This is a genomic window from Candidatus Solincola tengchongensis, assembly GCF_015711935.1.
GTDB classification, from domain to species: Bacteria; Actinomycetota; Geothermincolia; order Geothermincolales; family RBG-13-55-18; genus Solincola_A; species Solincola_A tengchongensis.
Genome location: NZ_JACVJJ010000108.1, coordinates 104,199 through 120,773 on the forward strand (window position 1 = coordinate 104,199; position 16,575 = coordinate 120,773).

14 protein-coding genes are annotated in these 16,575 nt (G+C 64.5%); 3 read left to right on the forward strand and 11 right to left on the reverse strand.

The window, feature by feature from the left end; genetic code table 11:
* Positions 1 to 81: 81 nt before the first annotated feature.
* Positions 82 to 735, forward strand: coding sequence for a hypothetical protein (locus H7007_RS11570; protein ID WP_287155448.1), 654 nt, complete (start codon positions 82 to 84; stop codon positions 733 to 735).
* Positions 736 to 948: 213 nt separating this feature from the next.
* Here H7007_RS11570 and H7007_RS11575 read toward each other — a convergent pair whose 3' ends face one another.
* From H7007_RS11575 to H7007_RS11585, 3 genes are all read right to left on the reverse strand, one after another.
* Positions 949 to 2,433, reverse strand: a complete 1,485-nt coding sequence (locus H7007_RS11575; RefSeq protein ID WP_287155449.1) for a B12-binding domain-containing radical SAM protein — start codon at positions 2,431 to 2,433, stop codon at positions 949 to 951.
* Positions 2,434 to 2,993: 560 nt separating this feature from the next.
* A complete protein-coding gene (locus H7007_RS11580) occupies positions 2,994 to 4,367 on the reverse strand; it encodes a phytoene desaturase family protein (RefSeq protein ID WP_287155450.1) in 1,374 nt (457 codons plus the stop codon).
* 105 nt (positions 4,368 to 4,472) lie between these two features.
* Positions 4,473 to 4,751, reverse strand: coding sequence for a MoaD/ThiS family protein (locus H7007_RS11585; protein ID WP_287155451.1), 279 nt, complete (start codon positions 4,749 to 4,751; stop codon positions 4,473 to 4,475).
* A gap of 510 nt (positions 4,752 to 5,261) precedes the next feature.
* On the opposite strand from H7007_RS11585, the gene H7007_RS11590 reads away from it, so the two are divergent.
* Both H7007_RS11590 and H7007_RS11595 read left to right on the forward strand, forming a co-directional pair.
* Positions 5,262 to 5,702 carry a hypothetical protein gene (locus H7007_RS11590; protein WP_287155452.1) on the forward strand — a complete coding sequence of 147 codons (441 nt, stop codon included), beginning with the start codon at positions 5,262 to 5,264 and terminating at the stop codon, positions 5,700 to 5,702.
* Positions 5,702 to 6,076, forward strand: a complete 375-nt coding sequence (locus tag H7007_RS11595; RefSeq protein ID WP_287155453.1) for a HAMP domain-containing protein — start codon at positions 5,702 to 5,704, stop codon at positions 6,074 to 6,076. Before H7007_RS11590 ends, H7007_RS11595 begins: the two co-directional genes overlap by 1 nt.
* Positions 6,077 to 6,177: 101 nt before the next feature.
* On the opposite strand, the gene H7007_RS11600 is transcribed toward H7007_RS11595, so the two are convergent.
* The 8 genes from H7007_RS11600 to H7007_RS11635 form a co-directional block, all read right to left on the reverse strand.
* The gene (locus tag H7007_RS11600) at positions 6,178 to 7,332 is read right to left on the reverse strand and encodes an acyl-CoA dehydrogenase family protein (protein WP_287155454.1); all 1,155 of its coding nucleotides are present in this window, start codon (positions 7,330 to 7,332) and stop codon (positions 6,178 to 6,180) included.
* A 330-nt stretch (positions 7,333 to 7,662) separates the two neighbouring features.
* A complete protein-coding gene (locus H7007_RS11605; RefSeq protein WP_350340652.1) occupies positions 7,663 to 8,802 on the reverse strand; it encodes an acyl-CoA dehydrogenase family protein in 1,140 nt (379 codons plus the stop codon).
* A gap of 208 nt (positions 8,803 to 9,010) precedes the next feature.
* The gene (locus tag H7007_RS11610; RefSeq protein ID WP_287155456.1) at positions 9,011 to 9,808 is read right to left on the reverse strand and encodes an enoyl-CoA hydratase/isomerase family protein; all 798 of its coding nucleotides are present in this window, start codon (positions 9,806 to 9,808) and stop codon (positions 9,011 to 9,013) included.
* A 522-nt stretch (positions 9,809 to 10,330) separates the two neighbouring features.
* The gene (locus H7007_RS11615) at positions 10,331 to 11,242 is read right to left on the reverse strand and encodes an enoyl-CoA hydratase/isomerase family protein (RefSeq protein ID WP_287155457.1); all 912 of its coding nucleotides are present in this window, start codon (positions 11,240 to 11,242) and stop codon (positions 10,331 to 10,333) included.
* 335 nt (positions 11,243 to 11,577) lie between these two features.
* Entirely contained in the window at positions 11,578 to 12,462 is an 885-nt protein-coding gene (locus H7007_RS11620) for a 3-hydroxyacyl-CoA dehydrogenase family protein (RefSeq protein WP_287155458.1), read from the reverse strand.
* A gap of 183 nt (positions 12,463 to 12,645) precedes the next feature.
* A complete protein-coding gene (locus H7007_RS11625; RefSeq protein WP_287155459.1) occupies positions 12,646 to 12,903 on the reverse strand; it encodes a hypothetical protein in 258 nt (85 codons plus the stop codon).
* Between the two features lie 127 nt (positions 12,904 to 13,030).
* Positions 13,031 to 14,731, reverse strand: coding sequence for an adenine deaminase (gene ade, locus H7007_RS11630; RefSeq protein ID WP_287155460.1), 1,701 nt, complete (start codon positions 14,729 to 14,731; stop codon positions 13,031 to 13,033).
* Between the two features lie 222 nt (positions 14,732 to 14,953).
* Complete coding sequence (locus tag H7007_RS11635; protein ID WP_287155461.1) at positions 14,954 to 15,967, reverse strand: MDR/zinc-dependent alcohol dehydrogenase-like family protein; 1,014 nt, start codon at positions 15,965 to 15,967, stop codon at positions 14,954 to 14,956.
* Between the last annotated feature and the right edge of the window lie 608 nt (positions 15,968 to 16,575).

The following is a 16,575-nucleotide window of genomic DNA, read 5'->3' on the forward strand; positions in this document are numbered from 1 at the left end:
GCGAACCAGGAAAAGTTTATTGAGGGGCGATAAATCTAGGTATCCTCGGTTTAATCCACACCTTCAAAGGAGGGATGAAAAATGAGCAGGGCATGCATCCTCGCGATTGGGCTGGTGGTCTTGCTTTCCGTCTCCTCCCTTTACGGCTGCGGGGGCGAGACGGGTGTGGAGGAAAAGCCCTCCGAACAAGTCTCCGCGCGTATACAGCAGTTTCTCGTAAACCAGTGGGTGGACATCTCCTTCCGTAACGCGACCTACAGCGCACAGAACCCGATGCAGGTGGAAAGCAGGGGGACGGGAATCGGCCATTATATGGTCGAGGGATGGGAAATGCGCCATGAGATGGGCGTGATGGCGGCGGCTGTGGAGGGTTACGAATACCTCTTGATCCTCTTGCGGGTCAAGGGAGACAGCGGCAATCCCCAGACGAAGGGACCTATCGGTCCCCTGGTCCATCCGGCTTACTTCGAGGAAACCGGGACCAACCCCTCACCACGCTTCGTCTTGTTCGACGCTCAGGGCAATCAGTACCAGCAGAGGACCTCCATCTCCTGGGCGGCCGCTAACGCCACGGGAAGGGAGAATCTAACCTCCATAGAGTTCTCGGATTCCAGGGAGCACCTCACGACGGTTGCCTTCCAGATCCCAGAAGCGGCGGAGGGATTACGCCTGCGCGTCCAGGTGCGGGAGGACAAAGAGTGGGTCGACGCCGGTGAGTGGCCGCTCCAGAGCTGACCGTATTCTATCCATCGAGGCGCGTGGTCGCGCAAACTTTCTCTGTACCCTCGGTTGGTGATGAGGCCAAAAGAGGGCCAAGCCCCATGCCTGCGGTAAAACGCGTCCGTGCCCCCCATCTACGGCCGGGGATACCCGCGGTCGGGGAAGGAGACACGGACCACTCAATGGAGAAAAGCCCTCGCCGCACGCCATGCATGCGCACTTTACGGCTCAGGCGCGAATGGCCTTGTTGAGGCTCTCGGCATAGGAGATGAGTTCCTGCATGGTGGGGAATTCCTCGCTGGCGAAGCAGAACTCCTCCGACCAGGGGTTGAGGCGCATGGATTCCCGCTCCTCCTCCCCATAGGTGCGCAGGAATCGCTCGTAGAGCGCAGTGCCCCTGAAGACCACGAGAGGGAAGAAGGTGGCCTCGCGAATGCCCTCCCGGCGCAGGATTTCCACCGTGCGCTCCATGCTCCGCCGGGTCTCCCCGGGGAGCCCGGCGATGAAGGTCAGGATTGGCTGAAGGCCATGCCGGCGAGCGGCGCGAACGGCGGAGAGGATCTCATCCCGGGTGGTGCGCTTCTTGACCACCTCGCTCAGGATGCGGTCGTCGAAGGATTCCGCCCCCAGGGCCACGGTGCGGAAGTTGCTTTCTCTGAGACCGTTGAGCACCTCGGGCGTCAGCGAATCGGCGCGGGTCTGGATGTGGTAGGCGAAGGGGACTTCCCTCACGGTCTCCAGCAGTTTCCATAAACGGTTACGATTGAGGGCAAAGGTGGCGTCGCCGAAATAGAAGGAGCGGTCTCCCCCGGTGAAGTTCTCCCAGCAGTAATCGAGGACTTCCCTTACGTAGGCCGGTGAATGGAAGCGCGTGCGGCGTTTCCATACCGCGGGGTCCAGACAGAAGGTGCACCGTTCGGGGCAACCCCGCGATGTGAGGAACCCGGCCCCGGGGATGTAGTCGTCGAAGGGGTTCAGGGATTTCAGGAGGCGGTGGCGTTCGGCGATGCGGAATTCCCGCGAAACGGTGTAGATGTGCGGGAAGCGGTCCAGGTCATCCTCTCTCTCCCTGTCCGGATTATGGATAATCCTTCCACCCTCGCCCCGCCAGGTAAGGCCGTCGATTCCCGAGAAATCCCGCTCGCCCTCCCGCAGGGCCTCCAAGAGCTCCAGGGTGGTCCACTCACCTTCCCCCCGGACGACGAAGTCCGCCGCCCCGTCCTCCATCACCTCCCGCGGGTGCATGGTGGCGTAGATGCCCCCGGTCACCAGGACGGCTTCGGGGAGCATCTCCCGCAGCCGGCGCAGCATCTCCCGGGCGTGCAAGGCTAGGTAATAGATGGATAGGGGGAAGAGCACCACCTGCGGCTGCAGGTCGCGCAAAGCATCTTCCATATTCTTCCTGACAAGCGCCAGGGCCTCTTCTCCGCCCACCGGCGCCGTGGACGTGGCGTCATCGGGGAGCCCTTCCTCCCTCTCGCGGAACCAGGACTCTTCCCGGAAGACGTCGGCCACCAGGTTCAGAACTTCTGCCTCCCAGCCGTGTTTTTTCAGAAAGGCGGCGATGTACATGGCCCCGTATTCGGGGACCAGCAAGGCCTTGTTGCGGATGGCGGCGTAGCGCACCTGCCACAGGGGGTGGGGCTTGGTCTCCATGAGGCCGTAGCCCCAGACATCGGAGATGATGACCGTTCTCGGCTTTTCCTTCCTCATTCGCTGGCCCGCTCCCTTCCGTAGAACGGGATCCCTCAAGGCACCGCCGGGCCTTCGGACGGAAAGGCCACTGACCGTAAGGGCCCGAGGATGTCCATCCCTCGTCCTATTCCCGCTTCTTCCCTTGTGACCGACTCCTCCCTCCCCACCGACGCGTAAATGATAAACCAGCCTCGCCCCGGTCAACAAATCCTCCGCTACCCGCCGGAACAGAGGGGGTGAAAACGGGGCGAAGCGGCCTTCGGGACCGCCCCGTTTGAATCACGCACCGCCGCCCGCAGGCGAGGAGGTCGAGGATGTTGCTGCCCGGCCCTTAAGAGCGCGGGTAAGATGGACGGGCTTCCCGCCTTCCTGGCATCCATGCATAAGGCGGGACCGAGGAATGGGGAAGCCGAACCGCCATCCCGGGCGGAAAGGAGAAGAGGAGCGGCACGGAAGCCTTCCCGCCGAGCCACTCTTCCCCGGGCCGCGCACCGGCCTCTATACCGCTGGTGGTCCGGACACGGTGCGGGAGAGGTCTCCGCCTCCGGAGCCGTAATGTCCGGGGGACAGGTCGAGCCTCAACCCAGGATGCGCTCCGCGCAGAGGATGGCCGAGCGGGCGGCACCCTCGATGGCCAGCCCTCTTCCCAGGTATGTGTCCCCGGCGAAGAAGAGGCCCTCCACGCCCGGGGCCTGCACGTCGGGCTTGAAGTCCCCAGTGAGCCCGGGTTTGCGGGCCAGGCCGTCGCACCCGGCCGTGTAGTAGGGGATGGCGAACTCCACCTCCCCGTCCTCGAAGCGGTACATCTCCTTGACGTCCTCCCAGTGGGCCTCAAGAAGCCGGTCCCGGTTGAACTTGTCCTCCACTTCCTCTGGCTCCACCACGTTGTCCGTTACCAGGAGGTAGCGTCCGGGAGGGGCCACGCCGGGGTCGAATGCCGTGGGGGCGAAAGCCTGGAAGGGAAGCCCGGTGCGCGGGGAGCGCAGGGCGGACATGAACACGGTCCTCTCGTAGAGTGGACGGCGGGTGGCGATGATGTAACCCAGTAGCCCGGTGCGCTCCCCCCGGATGTCCTCGATGCGCTTCAGCCACCAGGAGGGCAGCGGCGAGTGGCGCCGGTCGAAGTCCAGCACCTTGTCCAGGTGCCAGATGGGAAGGGCCAGAACCACCAGGGGGGCGGTGACCATCTCGGTGGCGGGTACGCGCCACTCCCGGGCGATGGGGTTTCCGCCCTCCCGGGCCACTTTGACCCCGACCACCCTGCGCCCCTCGAAGACCACCATCTCCACCCTTCGGCCCAGCTCCAGCCTTCCTCCCATTTTCTGGAAAGCGTCCGCCAGAGGCCCGATTATCCCGCCCATGCCGCCCCTGGGGTAGGCGGCGATGAGGACGGCGCGCCCCTTGCGCAGAGCCTCCCGCGCGATGTACAGGCACTCCCCCGCCGATTGCTCCCGGGTGTCGGGTATGGTGGTCATGATCATGCTCATGTTCTCCCATACCTCTCGCAGACTGCCGGAGATGCCATTCTCATCCAGCCACTGGTCGAAGGAGCGGTTGTCCCAGGCGCGGAAGTCACCCTCCTCCATAGCCGCCACGCCCTTCATGACCTCGATGAAGAGCGATTTTTCCTCTTCGGTGAGGCGGATGAAGGTCTGCATGTCCCGCCACTCCCCATCCTGGTAGAGGTCCAGGGTGTTGGAGAAGGCGGCCCACTCGAACTCCACGCCCACCCGGGCGCCAAGTTCGTGGCAGAAACCCTTATCGCCCATCTCGATGAGGTGCAGACCGGTGTCCACCCGGTAACCCCCGGGAAGCTCGTAGGACTGCATCCGTCCTCCCGGTCGGGGATACATCTCCAGGAGGAGGGTCCTCTTTCCGGCCTGCTGCAGCTGGGCGGCTACCCCCAGGCCGGCGATGCCCGCTCCCACCACGATGGCGTCGTAATCGTTCACCCCACTCCCTCCCTTTTCGACGGTTCTCTTAGAGGAATGCCTGTCCCCAAAAACGGCATTACCACTCGCCCTTTCCTCCCGCGCCGCCGGCTTTGCGGAACACCGTCACCCACCGGCCATCCGGGAGAGGAGGAAGACCTCGTCCCCGTCACGCAGGGGGGTGTCCTCGCCGGATGAGGGCTCCCCCTTGCGCATGGCCACCACCAGGGGATGGAACCTCTCCTCCTCCGCGTCCCACATCTGGGCCGGCATGCGGGAGGCATATTCCCTGCCCACCGCCTTCAGGAGGTCTCCCAGGCGGGAGCCCTCCGGGAGCTCGAAATCCCTCTCCTTATCTCCGAGATGATGGCGTATCAACCCCGTAAAACGCACTTTCACGCGCATGGCCCGTCCTAGACCGCCTTTCTTTCCGCGGCGCTGCACCTCTCTTTCGAGGAGGGTGCGAGCGGCGCAGTCTTGTATTACCCGCACTTCGGAGCGAGACGGAGCCGGGCTCAGCCCTTTCCCGGACCCCGGGAAATCCTTTTATCCCCGGGAGACGTGGGACCTTCCTCCGCCCTCCCCGGTTCGCGGCATCCGGGAGAGCCTCCGTTGAGGACTCCGACCGGACCATTCATCCGCTCTCCCGTCGGCCAAACGGTCGTTTTCTTGAGGATAACCCTAAAGGAAACCCGGCCGCAATCCGAGCAGAAAGGCAGCAGATCCGCCAAAGCGCCCACGACGAGACAGGAGCCGAAGGAGGATGCCGGACGAACCGGGACCCGAGAAGATCTGCGGTCCTTAAAGCGCAAGGGAAGTCATACCCTCAGGCAACTCACCCTCCTCATCACCTCCGTTTACATCCTCGCCGGCCTGGCCGGACACCTAATCCTCAGCGGCTCCCAGGGGGAACTCGTGGAAAAGACCAGGCAGAAACTGCTCCTGATGCATGCCTCCACGGTAAGCGGGAACACGGCTTGTGCCATCGACTTCCTGCTCCACCTGGGCGGGGAAAGACTCCGGCATCTGGACGCCGAACAGCTCCTCGATCTCGACCACGGGAATGACCCCTTCGGAGGGAAGGCCTACCTCGAGGAGGCGCCGGCGGCCATGATCGGCGCCCGTTTTTCGGGACTGGAGGGAGCAGCTCTTATGCTCCCCTCTCCTTACGACGACGGCCGCTACATCGCCGTCGCCGCCGCTGGAACCGCCTCGCTTCGTGAGCCCCTCCGGATCTCATCCGGGCCGCCGAGGCGGGGAGGCCATGGGTGTGGACGGGAGAGGACTATTCGGAAACTCGGGATGGCACGAACCTCGTGGTCGCCAAGCGGGTGGACCTCAACGGAAACGGACTGATGGCCTATCTTCTGGCCACGAGGTCCATGGAGGGGGAGATCGCCGCCATCGACCGCTTCTGCGACCGGAAGAAGGCACAGCCCGCTAGGAACCTGGTTTTCCTGGGACTCTCCTTCCGGTATACGCCCCTGGTGGCGCTGTTCCTGGCCCTTTTCTTCCTCCTCGCCTTCCTGGGATTCAGGTTGCTGCTGCGGAAGAACGTCACCCGCCCCGTGGAGGAGCTCTCCGCGGTCGTGGAGAGGGTCATGGAGGGCGACCTGGAGGAGACCATCCCCGCGCGCGAGGGCGAGGATATCGAGGCACTGCAGCGCGTCTTCAGGGATTTCGTGGACAGTTCCCAAAGGATCATCTCGCGCTCCCTCGAAGGGGAGTGAGCTCGTGCTCCCGGCATACATGGCGGGCGAGACCTTGAAAAGTCTCCCTTGCCGATAAAAAAGGGCCGGCGGAAGTCGCCGGCCCAACGGGATCTCGCCGCTCAGAGCTTGCCCAGGAGGAGACGGCTGATGATCAGTTTCTGTATCTCCGAGGTGCCCGCTCCGATGGTCCCCAGCTTGGCATCCCGCAGGGTCCTCTCCACCGGGTACTCCCGGATATACCCATAGCCGCCGAAGATCTGTACCGCCTCGCTGGCCACTTGGAAGGCGGCCTCGGTGACGAAGAGCTTGCACACGCAGGCCTCCATCATGGCCGGGATGCCCTGGTCCTTCATCCAAGCCACGCGGTAGACCAGCAGGCGCGAGGCGTCCAGCAGGCATTTCATCTCCGCTATCTTGAAGGCCACGGCTTGGAACTTCCCGATGGGCTTGCCGAACTGCTTGCGCTCCCTGGCGTACTGCACGCAGCGCTCGATGTTCGCCTCCATGGCCCCCACCGCGGGGGCCACCATGATGGCACGCTCCCACTCCAGGGTGGCCTTTCCCACCCCATAGAAGCCCTCGCCCTCCTTCCCCAGCATGTTCTCCGCGGGCACGCGGCAGTCGGTGAACACCAGCTCGGCGGTGGGCGAGGTGCGGTTGCCCATCTTGTCCAGCTCCTTGCTCACCTCGAACCCGCCGAACTCCTTCTCCACGATGAAGGCGCTGATGCCCGCGCCGCCCTTCTCTTTGTCCGTCACGGCCATGACGATGCACAGGTCGGCGATGGGGCCGTTGGTGATGAACATCTTGGTCCCGTTGATGACGTAGTAGTCGCCGTCCCGCACCGCAGTGGTCTTTATGGAGGCGGCGTCGGAGCCGGCGTCGGGCTCGGTGAGACCGAAGCAACTTATCTTCTCCCCGCTGCAGATGGGAGGGAGATATTTCTTCTTCTGCTCTTCTGTGCCCATAACCCAGATGGGCACGGCCCCGATTATGGTGTGGGCGCCCCAGGACAGGGACATCCCGGCGTCGCCGCCCCCCGCCCCGAAGGCGTCCATGGCGATGGCCGTGTCCAGGGCTCCCGCGCCCGACCCTCCGTACTCCTCCGGGAAGGGCAGGCCGAGCAGGCCCATATCTGCCATTTTTTTCCATCCTTCCCAGTAGAACTCGCCCTTACGGTCGTATTCCTCCGTATTGGGAGCTATCTCCCTGGCGGCGAATTCCTTGACCTCCTTGAAAAAGGCCTTCTGTTCCGGAGAGAGCTCGAAGTCCATACCCTACCTCCTTTTTCCTCATCCGTTGCTCTCTTAAGAGGCCCTCCCTTCCTCGGCGCAGCGGGCAGCATGGCTTGCCGCTTTCCCGCCGCGCGACGTCTATAATACTAAATCACTTCTTGCGCGCTTCACCACCCCGCATCTCTTCCGGGCTCCACGCTCCGCAAGCCGGGCACAGTACCATGTTTTCATATCCAACTTTGAGGGATCGCTCCTTCATGTCCTGTCTATTTGCCTCTTCTGTGCCTCTTCTGTCGAGATGACAGCTTGGTCTCTCGACCTCCTTCAACCTGAAAAGCGCTCGCTGAAACGATGCAATACCTCCTGTTCTCAGCGTCCCAGGAGGGAACGGGCCATGACCAGGCGCTGGATCTGGTTGGTCCCATCCCAGATCTGGTTTATCTTGGCATCCCGCATGAGTTTCTCCACCGGGTAGTCGCGCATGTACCCGTAGCCCCCGAAGACCTGCACAACGTCGGTGGTCACCCGCATGGCCATGTCCGAGCAGAAGGTCTTGGCCATGGCCGCCTCCCGGGTGAAGGGCATGCCCTGCGTCTCCAGCCAAGCGGCCTTGTAGTACATGAGCCTTCCCGCTTCGATGTCCATGTCCATGTCCGCCAGCATGAACTGGATGGCCTGGTTCTCGATTATGGGGCGGCCGAACTGTACCCGCTGCCGGGCGTAATCCACCGCCGCCTCCAGGGCGGCGCGCGCTATGCCCACGGAACTGGAGGCCACGGAGACGCGCGCCTTGTCCAGGGTGATCATGGCGATCTTGAACCCCTGACCCTCCTCCCCCAGGCGGTCCTCCACCGGGACCCGGCAGTCGGAGAGGATGACCTCGGAGGTCACTGAAGCGCGCACCCCCATCTTGCGCTCCTTCTTGCCGCCGGAGAGGCCCGGGGTCCCTTTGGGCACCAGAAAGCAGGAGAGGCCGCGGGTACCCCGTGAGGGATCGGTGGAGGCGTACACGGTGTGCAGGTCGGCGATGCCCCCGTTGGAGATGAAGCACTTGGTCCCGTTGAGGACGTAGAAATCCCCATCCCGGACGGCGGTGGTCCTCACCGCCCCGGCGTCGGAGCCCGCCTCGGGCTCGGTGAGGGCCATGGCCGCGAGTGAAGGGCGGGAGGTGAGGTCGGTGAGATACTTGCGTTTCTGCTCCTCGCTCCCGGCCACAAGAAGAGGTGTCACCCCCAGGTTGTTGGCCCCCAGGATGGTGGCAAACCCGCAGCATCCCCAGGCCAGCTCCTCGTTGACGATGCAGGCAGTGAGGAAGTCCATGCCCTGTCCTCCGTACTCCTCGGGCACGTAGGTATAGGTGAAGCCGGCCCGGAAAGCCCTCTCCACGAACCACTCCGGGTACTCCTCCCTCTCATCGTACTCCGCGGCCACCGGGCGGATCTCCCGTTCCGCGAACTCGTGGGCCACCCTGCGGACGGCCTCCTGCTCCTCGCTCAACCGGAAGGAAATCAATCTCCGCACCTCCCTCGTCGATCAGGTCGTTCCGCCTTCAGGTCCATGTGGGGGTGTGAGGATCCCATGCCCTCTGCCCTGACCCCGCGCGCCAACCGCCGTGCTCCACGGAAAGCAAGCCCTCCGTTCCCTACGGCTCCGTCCAAGGCCTCCTTGAACCTCTTTCCTTCCGCCTCCCCGCCCCGGCCTCGCAAGCCGGCGTCCTCTACCTCCCTCTGAAGGCGGGCCTGCGTTTCTCGATGAAGGCCCGCATTCCCTCCTTCTGGTCCTCGGTGGAGAAGAGCAGGGAGAAGCACTTACGCTCGTAGGCCAGCCCGGTGTAGAGGTCGGTGTTCATCCCCTCGTTGACGCAGGCTTTGGCGCAGGCCAGGGCCACGGCCCCGTTGCGGATGCAGCGAAGGGCGAGCTCCCTGGCCTCCTCCATGAGCCGCTCCACCGGGACCACCCTGTTTACCAGGCCCATCTCCAGGCAGGTTCGCGCGTCGAAGAAGGAGCCGGTGAAGATCATCTCCTTGGCCCGGTGGGGGCCTATCAGGCGGGGAAGGCGCTGCGTCCCTCCCGCCCCGGGGATGATACCTAGGGTGATCTCCGGCATGCCGAAGACGGCGGTCTCCGAGGCCACGATCATGTCGCAGACCAGGGCCAGCTCGCATCCCCCTCCCAGGGCGTAACCGCTGACCGCGGCGATGACCGGCTTGGGGATGCGCTCGATCTTCTCGAAACCCGAAAGATCTGCCCCGTAAGCGTTGAGCATATCTGGGGCGTACTTATCCGCCATCTCCTTGATGTCCCCCCCGGCGGCGAAGACCTCCTCACCGCCGGTCACGATGACCGCGCGCACGGAACCGTCCCGCGCCAACATGTCCGCGGCGCGGCCCAGCTCGGCTATGAGCTCCAGGTTCAGTGCGTTCCTGGCTTCCGGGCGGTTCAGCCGCAGCACGGCTATCCCCTCCTCGTCGCGTTCCACGACAAGATGTTTGAACTCCCAGTTCTCAGCGTTCATCTCGCCTCCTTGCCTTCCTTTTCCGGTCCAGAAGCCGGCGCGCCGGCGATGCCGCTTCAGTCACTCTCCTCGCGCACCGGCCGGGATACGGTCCCTTACCCGCTCCCCTTACCCGCCTCCACGGCAGGCGGGAACGCCGCCCCGCCTCGAACGGGGGTGAGCACACCTCCCTCAGCCCTCGCCGGAGGAGGACAAGGCCATCAGGGGACTTGTTGTATACGGTTTAACCCTCGGTGCCGTGAAGGATGCACCGGCAGGCAGTCCGGACCGCACTGCCTTCCACGGCGGGCCTCGAGCGCCCCATGTCCGGGAAAGGCCCATGCATACAGGCAAAGCGGAAACGGCGTCGATCAGAGGAGATGGGCGCCTCTCTCCAAGTCGGAGAACCGACAGCGCCCTGGGATTCGCCGCCTTACAACGTGAGGCGCGGATGCAAAGGTCGGCCGATACCCGAGGCGCCTACCGCAACCGTGCACCCTCAATCTCCGCCGGGCTCAAAAAACAGGGTCCCAGCGGGGTCCCTCACTCGAAGAGGTCTTCCTCCTCTTCCTCTTCCGGCTCCCCGCTGTCCACTTCGGGTGCGCTTCCCGAGGCCGTGAAGGCGACCCCCGCGGCTTCCTGCTCCTCCCCGCCGGCCTCGGGTCCCCCTCCAACGGCGGACGCTTCCCGCGAGGCCCTCTCCTCCGTGAAACGGCGCATGCCGCGTGCCGGATCTCCACTCGCGAAGCAGGTGGAAAAGGATTCCAGTTCGAGCTCCATGCCGTGGGTGATGTCCAGGTCCAGGGAACGGTTCAGGCTGCGTTTGGCCAGGTAGAGGGCTGTCCTCCCTCCCTGGGAGAGCTTGTCCACCCATTCCCGCACCCGTGACTCCAGCTCTTCATCCCCCACCACCTTGTTCACCAACCCCCACGCCGCCGCCGTCTCCGCGTTCACCACGCGTCCGGTGAGGAGCATCTCGCGGGCACGGCGCAGCCCCACAAGGCGGGCCAATCTCTGGGTGCCTCCCCCGGAGGGGATCATCCCCAGCCGTATCTCCGGAAAGGCGAAGCGGGCACTGGGGGTCGCCAGGGCCAGGTCGCAGGCCAGGCAGATCTCCAGACCCAGCCCCATGGCCACGCCGTTCACCGCGGCGATGGTGGGGACGGTGAGCTCCGCTATGCGGTTGGTTATCATCTGGGCCTCGCGGGCGCGGCGCCGCGCCGCCAGCGGGGTGGCGCCCTCCAGGTCGCTCAGCTCCATGCCGGCGCAGAAAGCCTCACCCCGCCCGGAGAAGACCACCGCCCTGACCTCGCCGCGCGATTCGAGGGCGTTGAGGCAGGCCCACAGGTCACGGACCGAACCCGGCGGCAAGGCGTTGAGCCTCTCCGGGCGGTTGAAATAGACCCATCCGGCACCCCCGACCACTTCCCAGGCGATGGAGCCCCGTTCCTCCATCCATGCCCCCTTTCAAATGCGGAGAGAGTCTCCGGGCCCCCTCCTTCCGGCGATGACCCTTCCGGCGATGCGCTTTTATCGCCGCCTCCGCGTTCAAAGCCTAGGTGCGCGTTCTGCAGGCTCTCGCGGCCTCCCCGTCCGCCGCGGGAACGCGTTGATCACCCTTGCCCCGTCTTGCGCCCCAGGAGCCCCGCGGCGACCATGCGGCGCACCAGCGGCGGGGATCACAACTTCCAGTAGCTCTCCTGTTTGCCGCTGGAATAATCGTAATAACCCCGCCCCGTCTTGCGCCCCAGGAGCCCCGCGGCGACCATGCGGCGCACCAGCGGCGGGGATCACAACTTCCAGTAGCTCTCCTGTTTGCCGCTGGAATAATCGTAATAACCCCGCCCCGTCTTGCGCCCCAGGAGCCCCGCGGCGACCATGCGGCGCACCAGCGGCGGAGGATAATACTTGGGATCCCCGGTGTCGTTGTAGATGGCTAGGGAAGCGTTCATGAGGACGTCGATGCCGGTCATGTCCGCCAGTTCCAGCGGACCCATGGGCAGGTTGTACCCCAGGCGCATGGCCTTATCGATATCCTCGGGAGTGGCCACTCCGGCTTCCAGCATCCTGGCCGCCTCCATGCCCATGGGGAGGTAGAGGCGGTTGGCGATGAAACCGGCATGGTCCTTGAGCACCCGCACCGTCTCCTTGCCCACCGACTGCGCCCACCTCTCGGCGATCTCCATGGTCTCGTCGGAAGTCTGGAGTCCCCGGATTATCTCGCACAGCCGCATCAGGGGCACCGGGCTGAAGAAATGGGTTCCCACCACCTTGTCCGGCCTCTTGGTGGCCGCGGCGATGGAGGTTATGGGGATGGCCGAGGTGTTGGTGGCCAGAATGGTGTGCGGCGGACATATCTCGTCCAGCTGTGAGAATACCTGCCTCTTCACCTCCAGGTCCTCGAAGACCGCCTCCACCACCAGGTCGCAGTCCGAAGCCTCCCGGAGGTCGGTGGTGGTGCTCAGGTTGGCAAGGGCGGCATCATGCTGTTCCTGGGTGATCTTTTCCTTGGAGAGGAACTTTCCCAGGGAGCCCCGGATGGCCTCCATGCCCTTGGCGGTGCGTTCCTCGTCCACGTCGTGCATCTTAACCTGGTAACCGGCAAAGGCGGTCACCTGGGCGATGCCGCTTCCCATCAGGCCGGAGCCGACCACGAACACCTTTTTGATCTCCATTGCCGCTGACCTCCCGTGCCTCTTCCTTTCCCAGCCGTCCTCCTTCCTGCAGCCGCACCTTCGAGGATCGGTGTGGATGTCACCCCATCTCTGAAGAAGCGGCCTTCCAGCTTCGCACGGTATTCCCCGCGCATGAGGCGAAATAACGCGGAATTCCCGCATTTCAGCCGTGAACCAAGTATATCACAACCCGCGCCAGGCCTTTTTGGCCCTGCGGCAGGCCGCCCAGCCGCGAAGGAAGTTCGCGCCGAGGATCAGGAGAAGAAAAAGGGCGGCCGTCATCTCCGCCCCCCTCCTTTTGAGCATGGCCTCCTGGAACGCCCGGACCATTTCCTCCCCGCGGGAGAGGAGTCGCTCCGTATCCCCACGCCCGTGGGAAAACGTTCCCACCTGGGCGCGAGCCGACTTGGCCCAATCCTCGACGTCGCTCAATCTTTCCATCACAGGACCGCCGCGCGCCATTTTCCATCTTCTGTCAACCGCTTGTTCCGCCGGCGGCGCCGTTCCGTCCCGGCGACCACATGCCGCTACCTCCGCCACCGGCCTAGGACCTGAGGCACGGAGGGCGTCAGTCCGCGAAGAGGGCCACGTGTCGGAAGGAACCCACGTCGAAAAGCCCCCGGTCGGTCATCTTCAGCTCCGGTATCACCGGAAGGGCGAGGAAGGACAAGGCCATGAATGGTTCCCGGAGTGGGCATCCCAGGCGAGCGGCCGCCTCCCGCAGCGCCCTCACCCTCGCCGCCACCTCCTCCAAGGGCAGGGTGGACATCAGGCCGGCGACGTCCAGGGGAAGCTCCGCGATGACCTCCCCTCCCCTTACCGCGACCTGCCCTCCTCCCATGGCCTCCACGCGCCTCGCGGCGAGGAGTATGTCCCGGTCATCCACTCCCACGACCACCAGGTTGTGGGAATCGTGGGCCACGGTGGAGGCCAGAGCCCCCTCGCGCAGCCCCATCCCGCGCACCATCCCCATCCCCAGGTTGCCGGTCCCCCGGTGCCTCTCGAAGACGCAGGCTTTGAGGATGTCGCGCTCCGTGTCGGTCAACACCAACCCCTTCTCCACCCTGGGCGTCTCGAGGAGGGACTCGGTGACTATCTGGTCGGGGATCACGCCTATGACCCTCATCCTCCCGCCTCCGGCGGGGATCTCCAGGGAGGGGATCCTCTCCCAGGCTATCTTCATGGCTCCGGGCGCCGGCGGTCCCTGTCGGTGGGGCTCCAGATATTCTCCCTTCTCGGCCACCAGCTTCCCGCGCTTGAAGACCTTGAGGGCCCGGAAGTCGCGCAGGTCCTCAAGAACCACCAGGTCCGCCCACCATCCGGGCGCTATGCCTCCCCTCCCCGGCAGGCGGAAACGCCGCGCCGGGCTCAGGGTCACCAGGCGCAGAGCGGTCACCGGGTCCATGCCCAGCGCCACCGCCCGTCGCAGCACGGCGTCCAGGTGCCCGTTCACCAACAGGTCCTCCGGCTGCTTGTCGTCGGTGACCAGGAGGAAGCGATCGGCGCTGCGGGAATCGACCAGGGGAAGAAGGGATTCCAGGTTTTTTGCCGTGGAGCCCTCGCGTATGTAAACGTACATCCCTTTTTCCAGTTTTTCCCTGGCCTCCTCGGGATCCACGCATTCATGGTCCGATTCCACGCCCGCCGCCAGGTAGGCGTCCAGTTCCTTCCCCCGCAGGCCGGGGGCGTGCCCGTCCACGGGGAGGCCCGCGAAGGCCTCCAGCTTGGCCATCACCGAAGGGTCTCCGTGGACCACGCCGGGGAAGTTCATCATCTCCCCCAGGCCGATGACCGAAGGCGCCTCCCGCAAGGGGAGCAGGTCCTCCACCTCCAACACGGCGCCGGAGGTCTCCATGGGCGTGGCGGGAACGCAGGAGGGGAGCATGATCAAGGCATCCAAAGGCAGGCCTTCGGCCAGATCCATCATGTACCGAAGCCCCTCCGTGCCCAGGACGTTGGCTATCTCGTGGTAATCGGTGACCACCGCCGTGGTCCCCCGCGGCACCACGGCGCGGGCGAACTCCGGCAGGGTGACCATGGAGGACTCGATGTGTACGTGGCCGTCGATGAAACCGGGGCAGAGGAAGGCACCTTTGAGGTCCAGAACCTCGCGGGCCGGCCTCTCGCCGAAGCCGGCTATCCTCCCGCCGTGTACGGCAACCGCATGTTCCGCTATCTCCCCGGTGAAGACGTTGACCACCAGGCCGCCTAAGAGCAGGAGGTCCGCCTCCTCCTCCCCGCGGCACACCTTCAGGAACTCCTCCTCCATGCAACGACCTCCTTATCAGCCTGACCTTATCACCCGGACCGTTCGGGCCAGGGCCGCACGCGCTCCCGGGCCCCACCTTCCCCTTCGCTCACTCCCTACCCGGACCGGAATGGCGATAGGAGGACGCCTCCCCGCCCCTGCCGGACAGACGATCAAACCGTGTAGCTCTGGAGCCGTGTGGAATCACGGTTCCGCAGCTTCAAATAACTGGAGGGAGGAACCTCAGATTACCGGCTCCTCCTCCAGTTCTCCCGGCTTGCGCAGGCCCTCCGCCGGGTAGGTGCGCATCTCCAGGATGACCTTGAGGGAACCGTCACGCATGGCGTACTCGAAGGCCTGCAGCCCCATCTCCAGTGGGAAGCGCCGGTCGATGAGGTCCTGCACGTTGATGAGCCCGCGCATGAGAGCCCGGATAGCGGGCTGGAAGGGACCGCACCGCGAACCGATGACCTGGACCTCGTCCACCACCAGGCGGGAGATGTCCAGGTCCACCCGCTCCACGAAGGTGCTCTTCTGGACGATGGTGCCCGCCGGCTTGACCAACTCCCGGGCCAGCCGGAAGCCCTCCGGGCGGCCGGTGCACTCCACCACCAGGTCGAACTGCCTCTCCGGCCGGTATCCCTCCTCCAGGGCGGTGCGGATCCCCAAGCGGTCCAGTATCTTCAGCTTGTGAGGATAGCGGCCGATGGCCACCAGCGAACAGCCCGTCAGGCGCATGACCTGGGCGGCTAATAGCCCCAACTTGCCGTCCCCAAGTACGGCGACCTTCAGCCTGGGGGTGACGTGCACCTGCTCGGTTATGCGGAAGCAGGCTGCCAGCGGCTCCACGAAGACCGCCGTGTAAAGGGGCATGGTATCCGGGACGAGGTGCAGATTGGCCAGGGGAAGTACCACGTACTCGGCGAAGGTCCCGTCCCTTCCGCTGATCCCCAGGGTGGTGCGCTGGGGGCAATGGCGGGCCCTTCCCTCGATGCACATGGCGCAGACGCCGCAGGAGCAGTTTATCTCCCCCACCACCCTCTTCCCCACCCACTGGGGATTGTCGCTCCTCTCCACCACTCCGACGAACTCGTGCCCCAGGATGCCCTTGAAATCCATGTAACCCCGCACTATCTCCAGGTCGGTGTGGCAGATTCCCGCGGCCATCACCTTGATCAGGGCCTCCCCCGGTCCGGGCTCCGGTACCGGTAGGTCGTCCCGCAGTCTGAGCTCTCCGTCGAAATACAGGCCGAGCATGGCGCCCACCTTCCTCCGAACATCTCGTTTACCCGCCATCTCTATCCATAATAAACCATGGCCGTGACGGAGGTACGTGCACACCTCGTCTTTATCCCGCAAAACAGCATTATTACGTGCCGGGAAGCAATCCCCGGCTCGCACAACTCCTGCCCGTGCGGCTACGCGATGCGCCGGTGGCCTGAACCGCTGCCGCACCCGGGCCGCTCTCCCCCCGTGAGTCGCCTTACCCCGAGAGCCAGGGGATCCGTCGTCATCTTCCCGCCCCCACGCCGCCGGAATCTCGAGGAGAGCGGTGTTGTACCGTTCCGGTATGCGCTTTCCGGTTTGAAAAATAATTTGGAGAACTCCCGCAATCCTGCGGAGGCGAGCAAATCGGAAGAACTGAAGGGGCTGGTGCTGTATCGTTTCAGTAGGCGCTTTCCGGGTTGAAAAGAGTCGAGAGACCACCCTATCATCCTGACAAAACAAGCTAAGTTAACAGGAAGAAAGGGGTGATCTCTCTTGCTGAACGAAATCATACTACGTCTTGCGGAGGAAGCGAAGGGGATAGAGGAGATAGAGGAAAGGACGGCGGAGTTGGTCTTCGAGCTGGGCCGGGCCATACT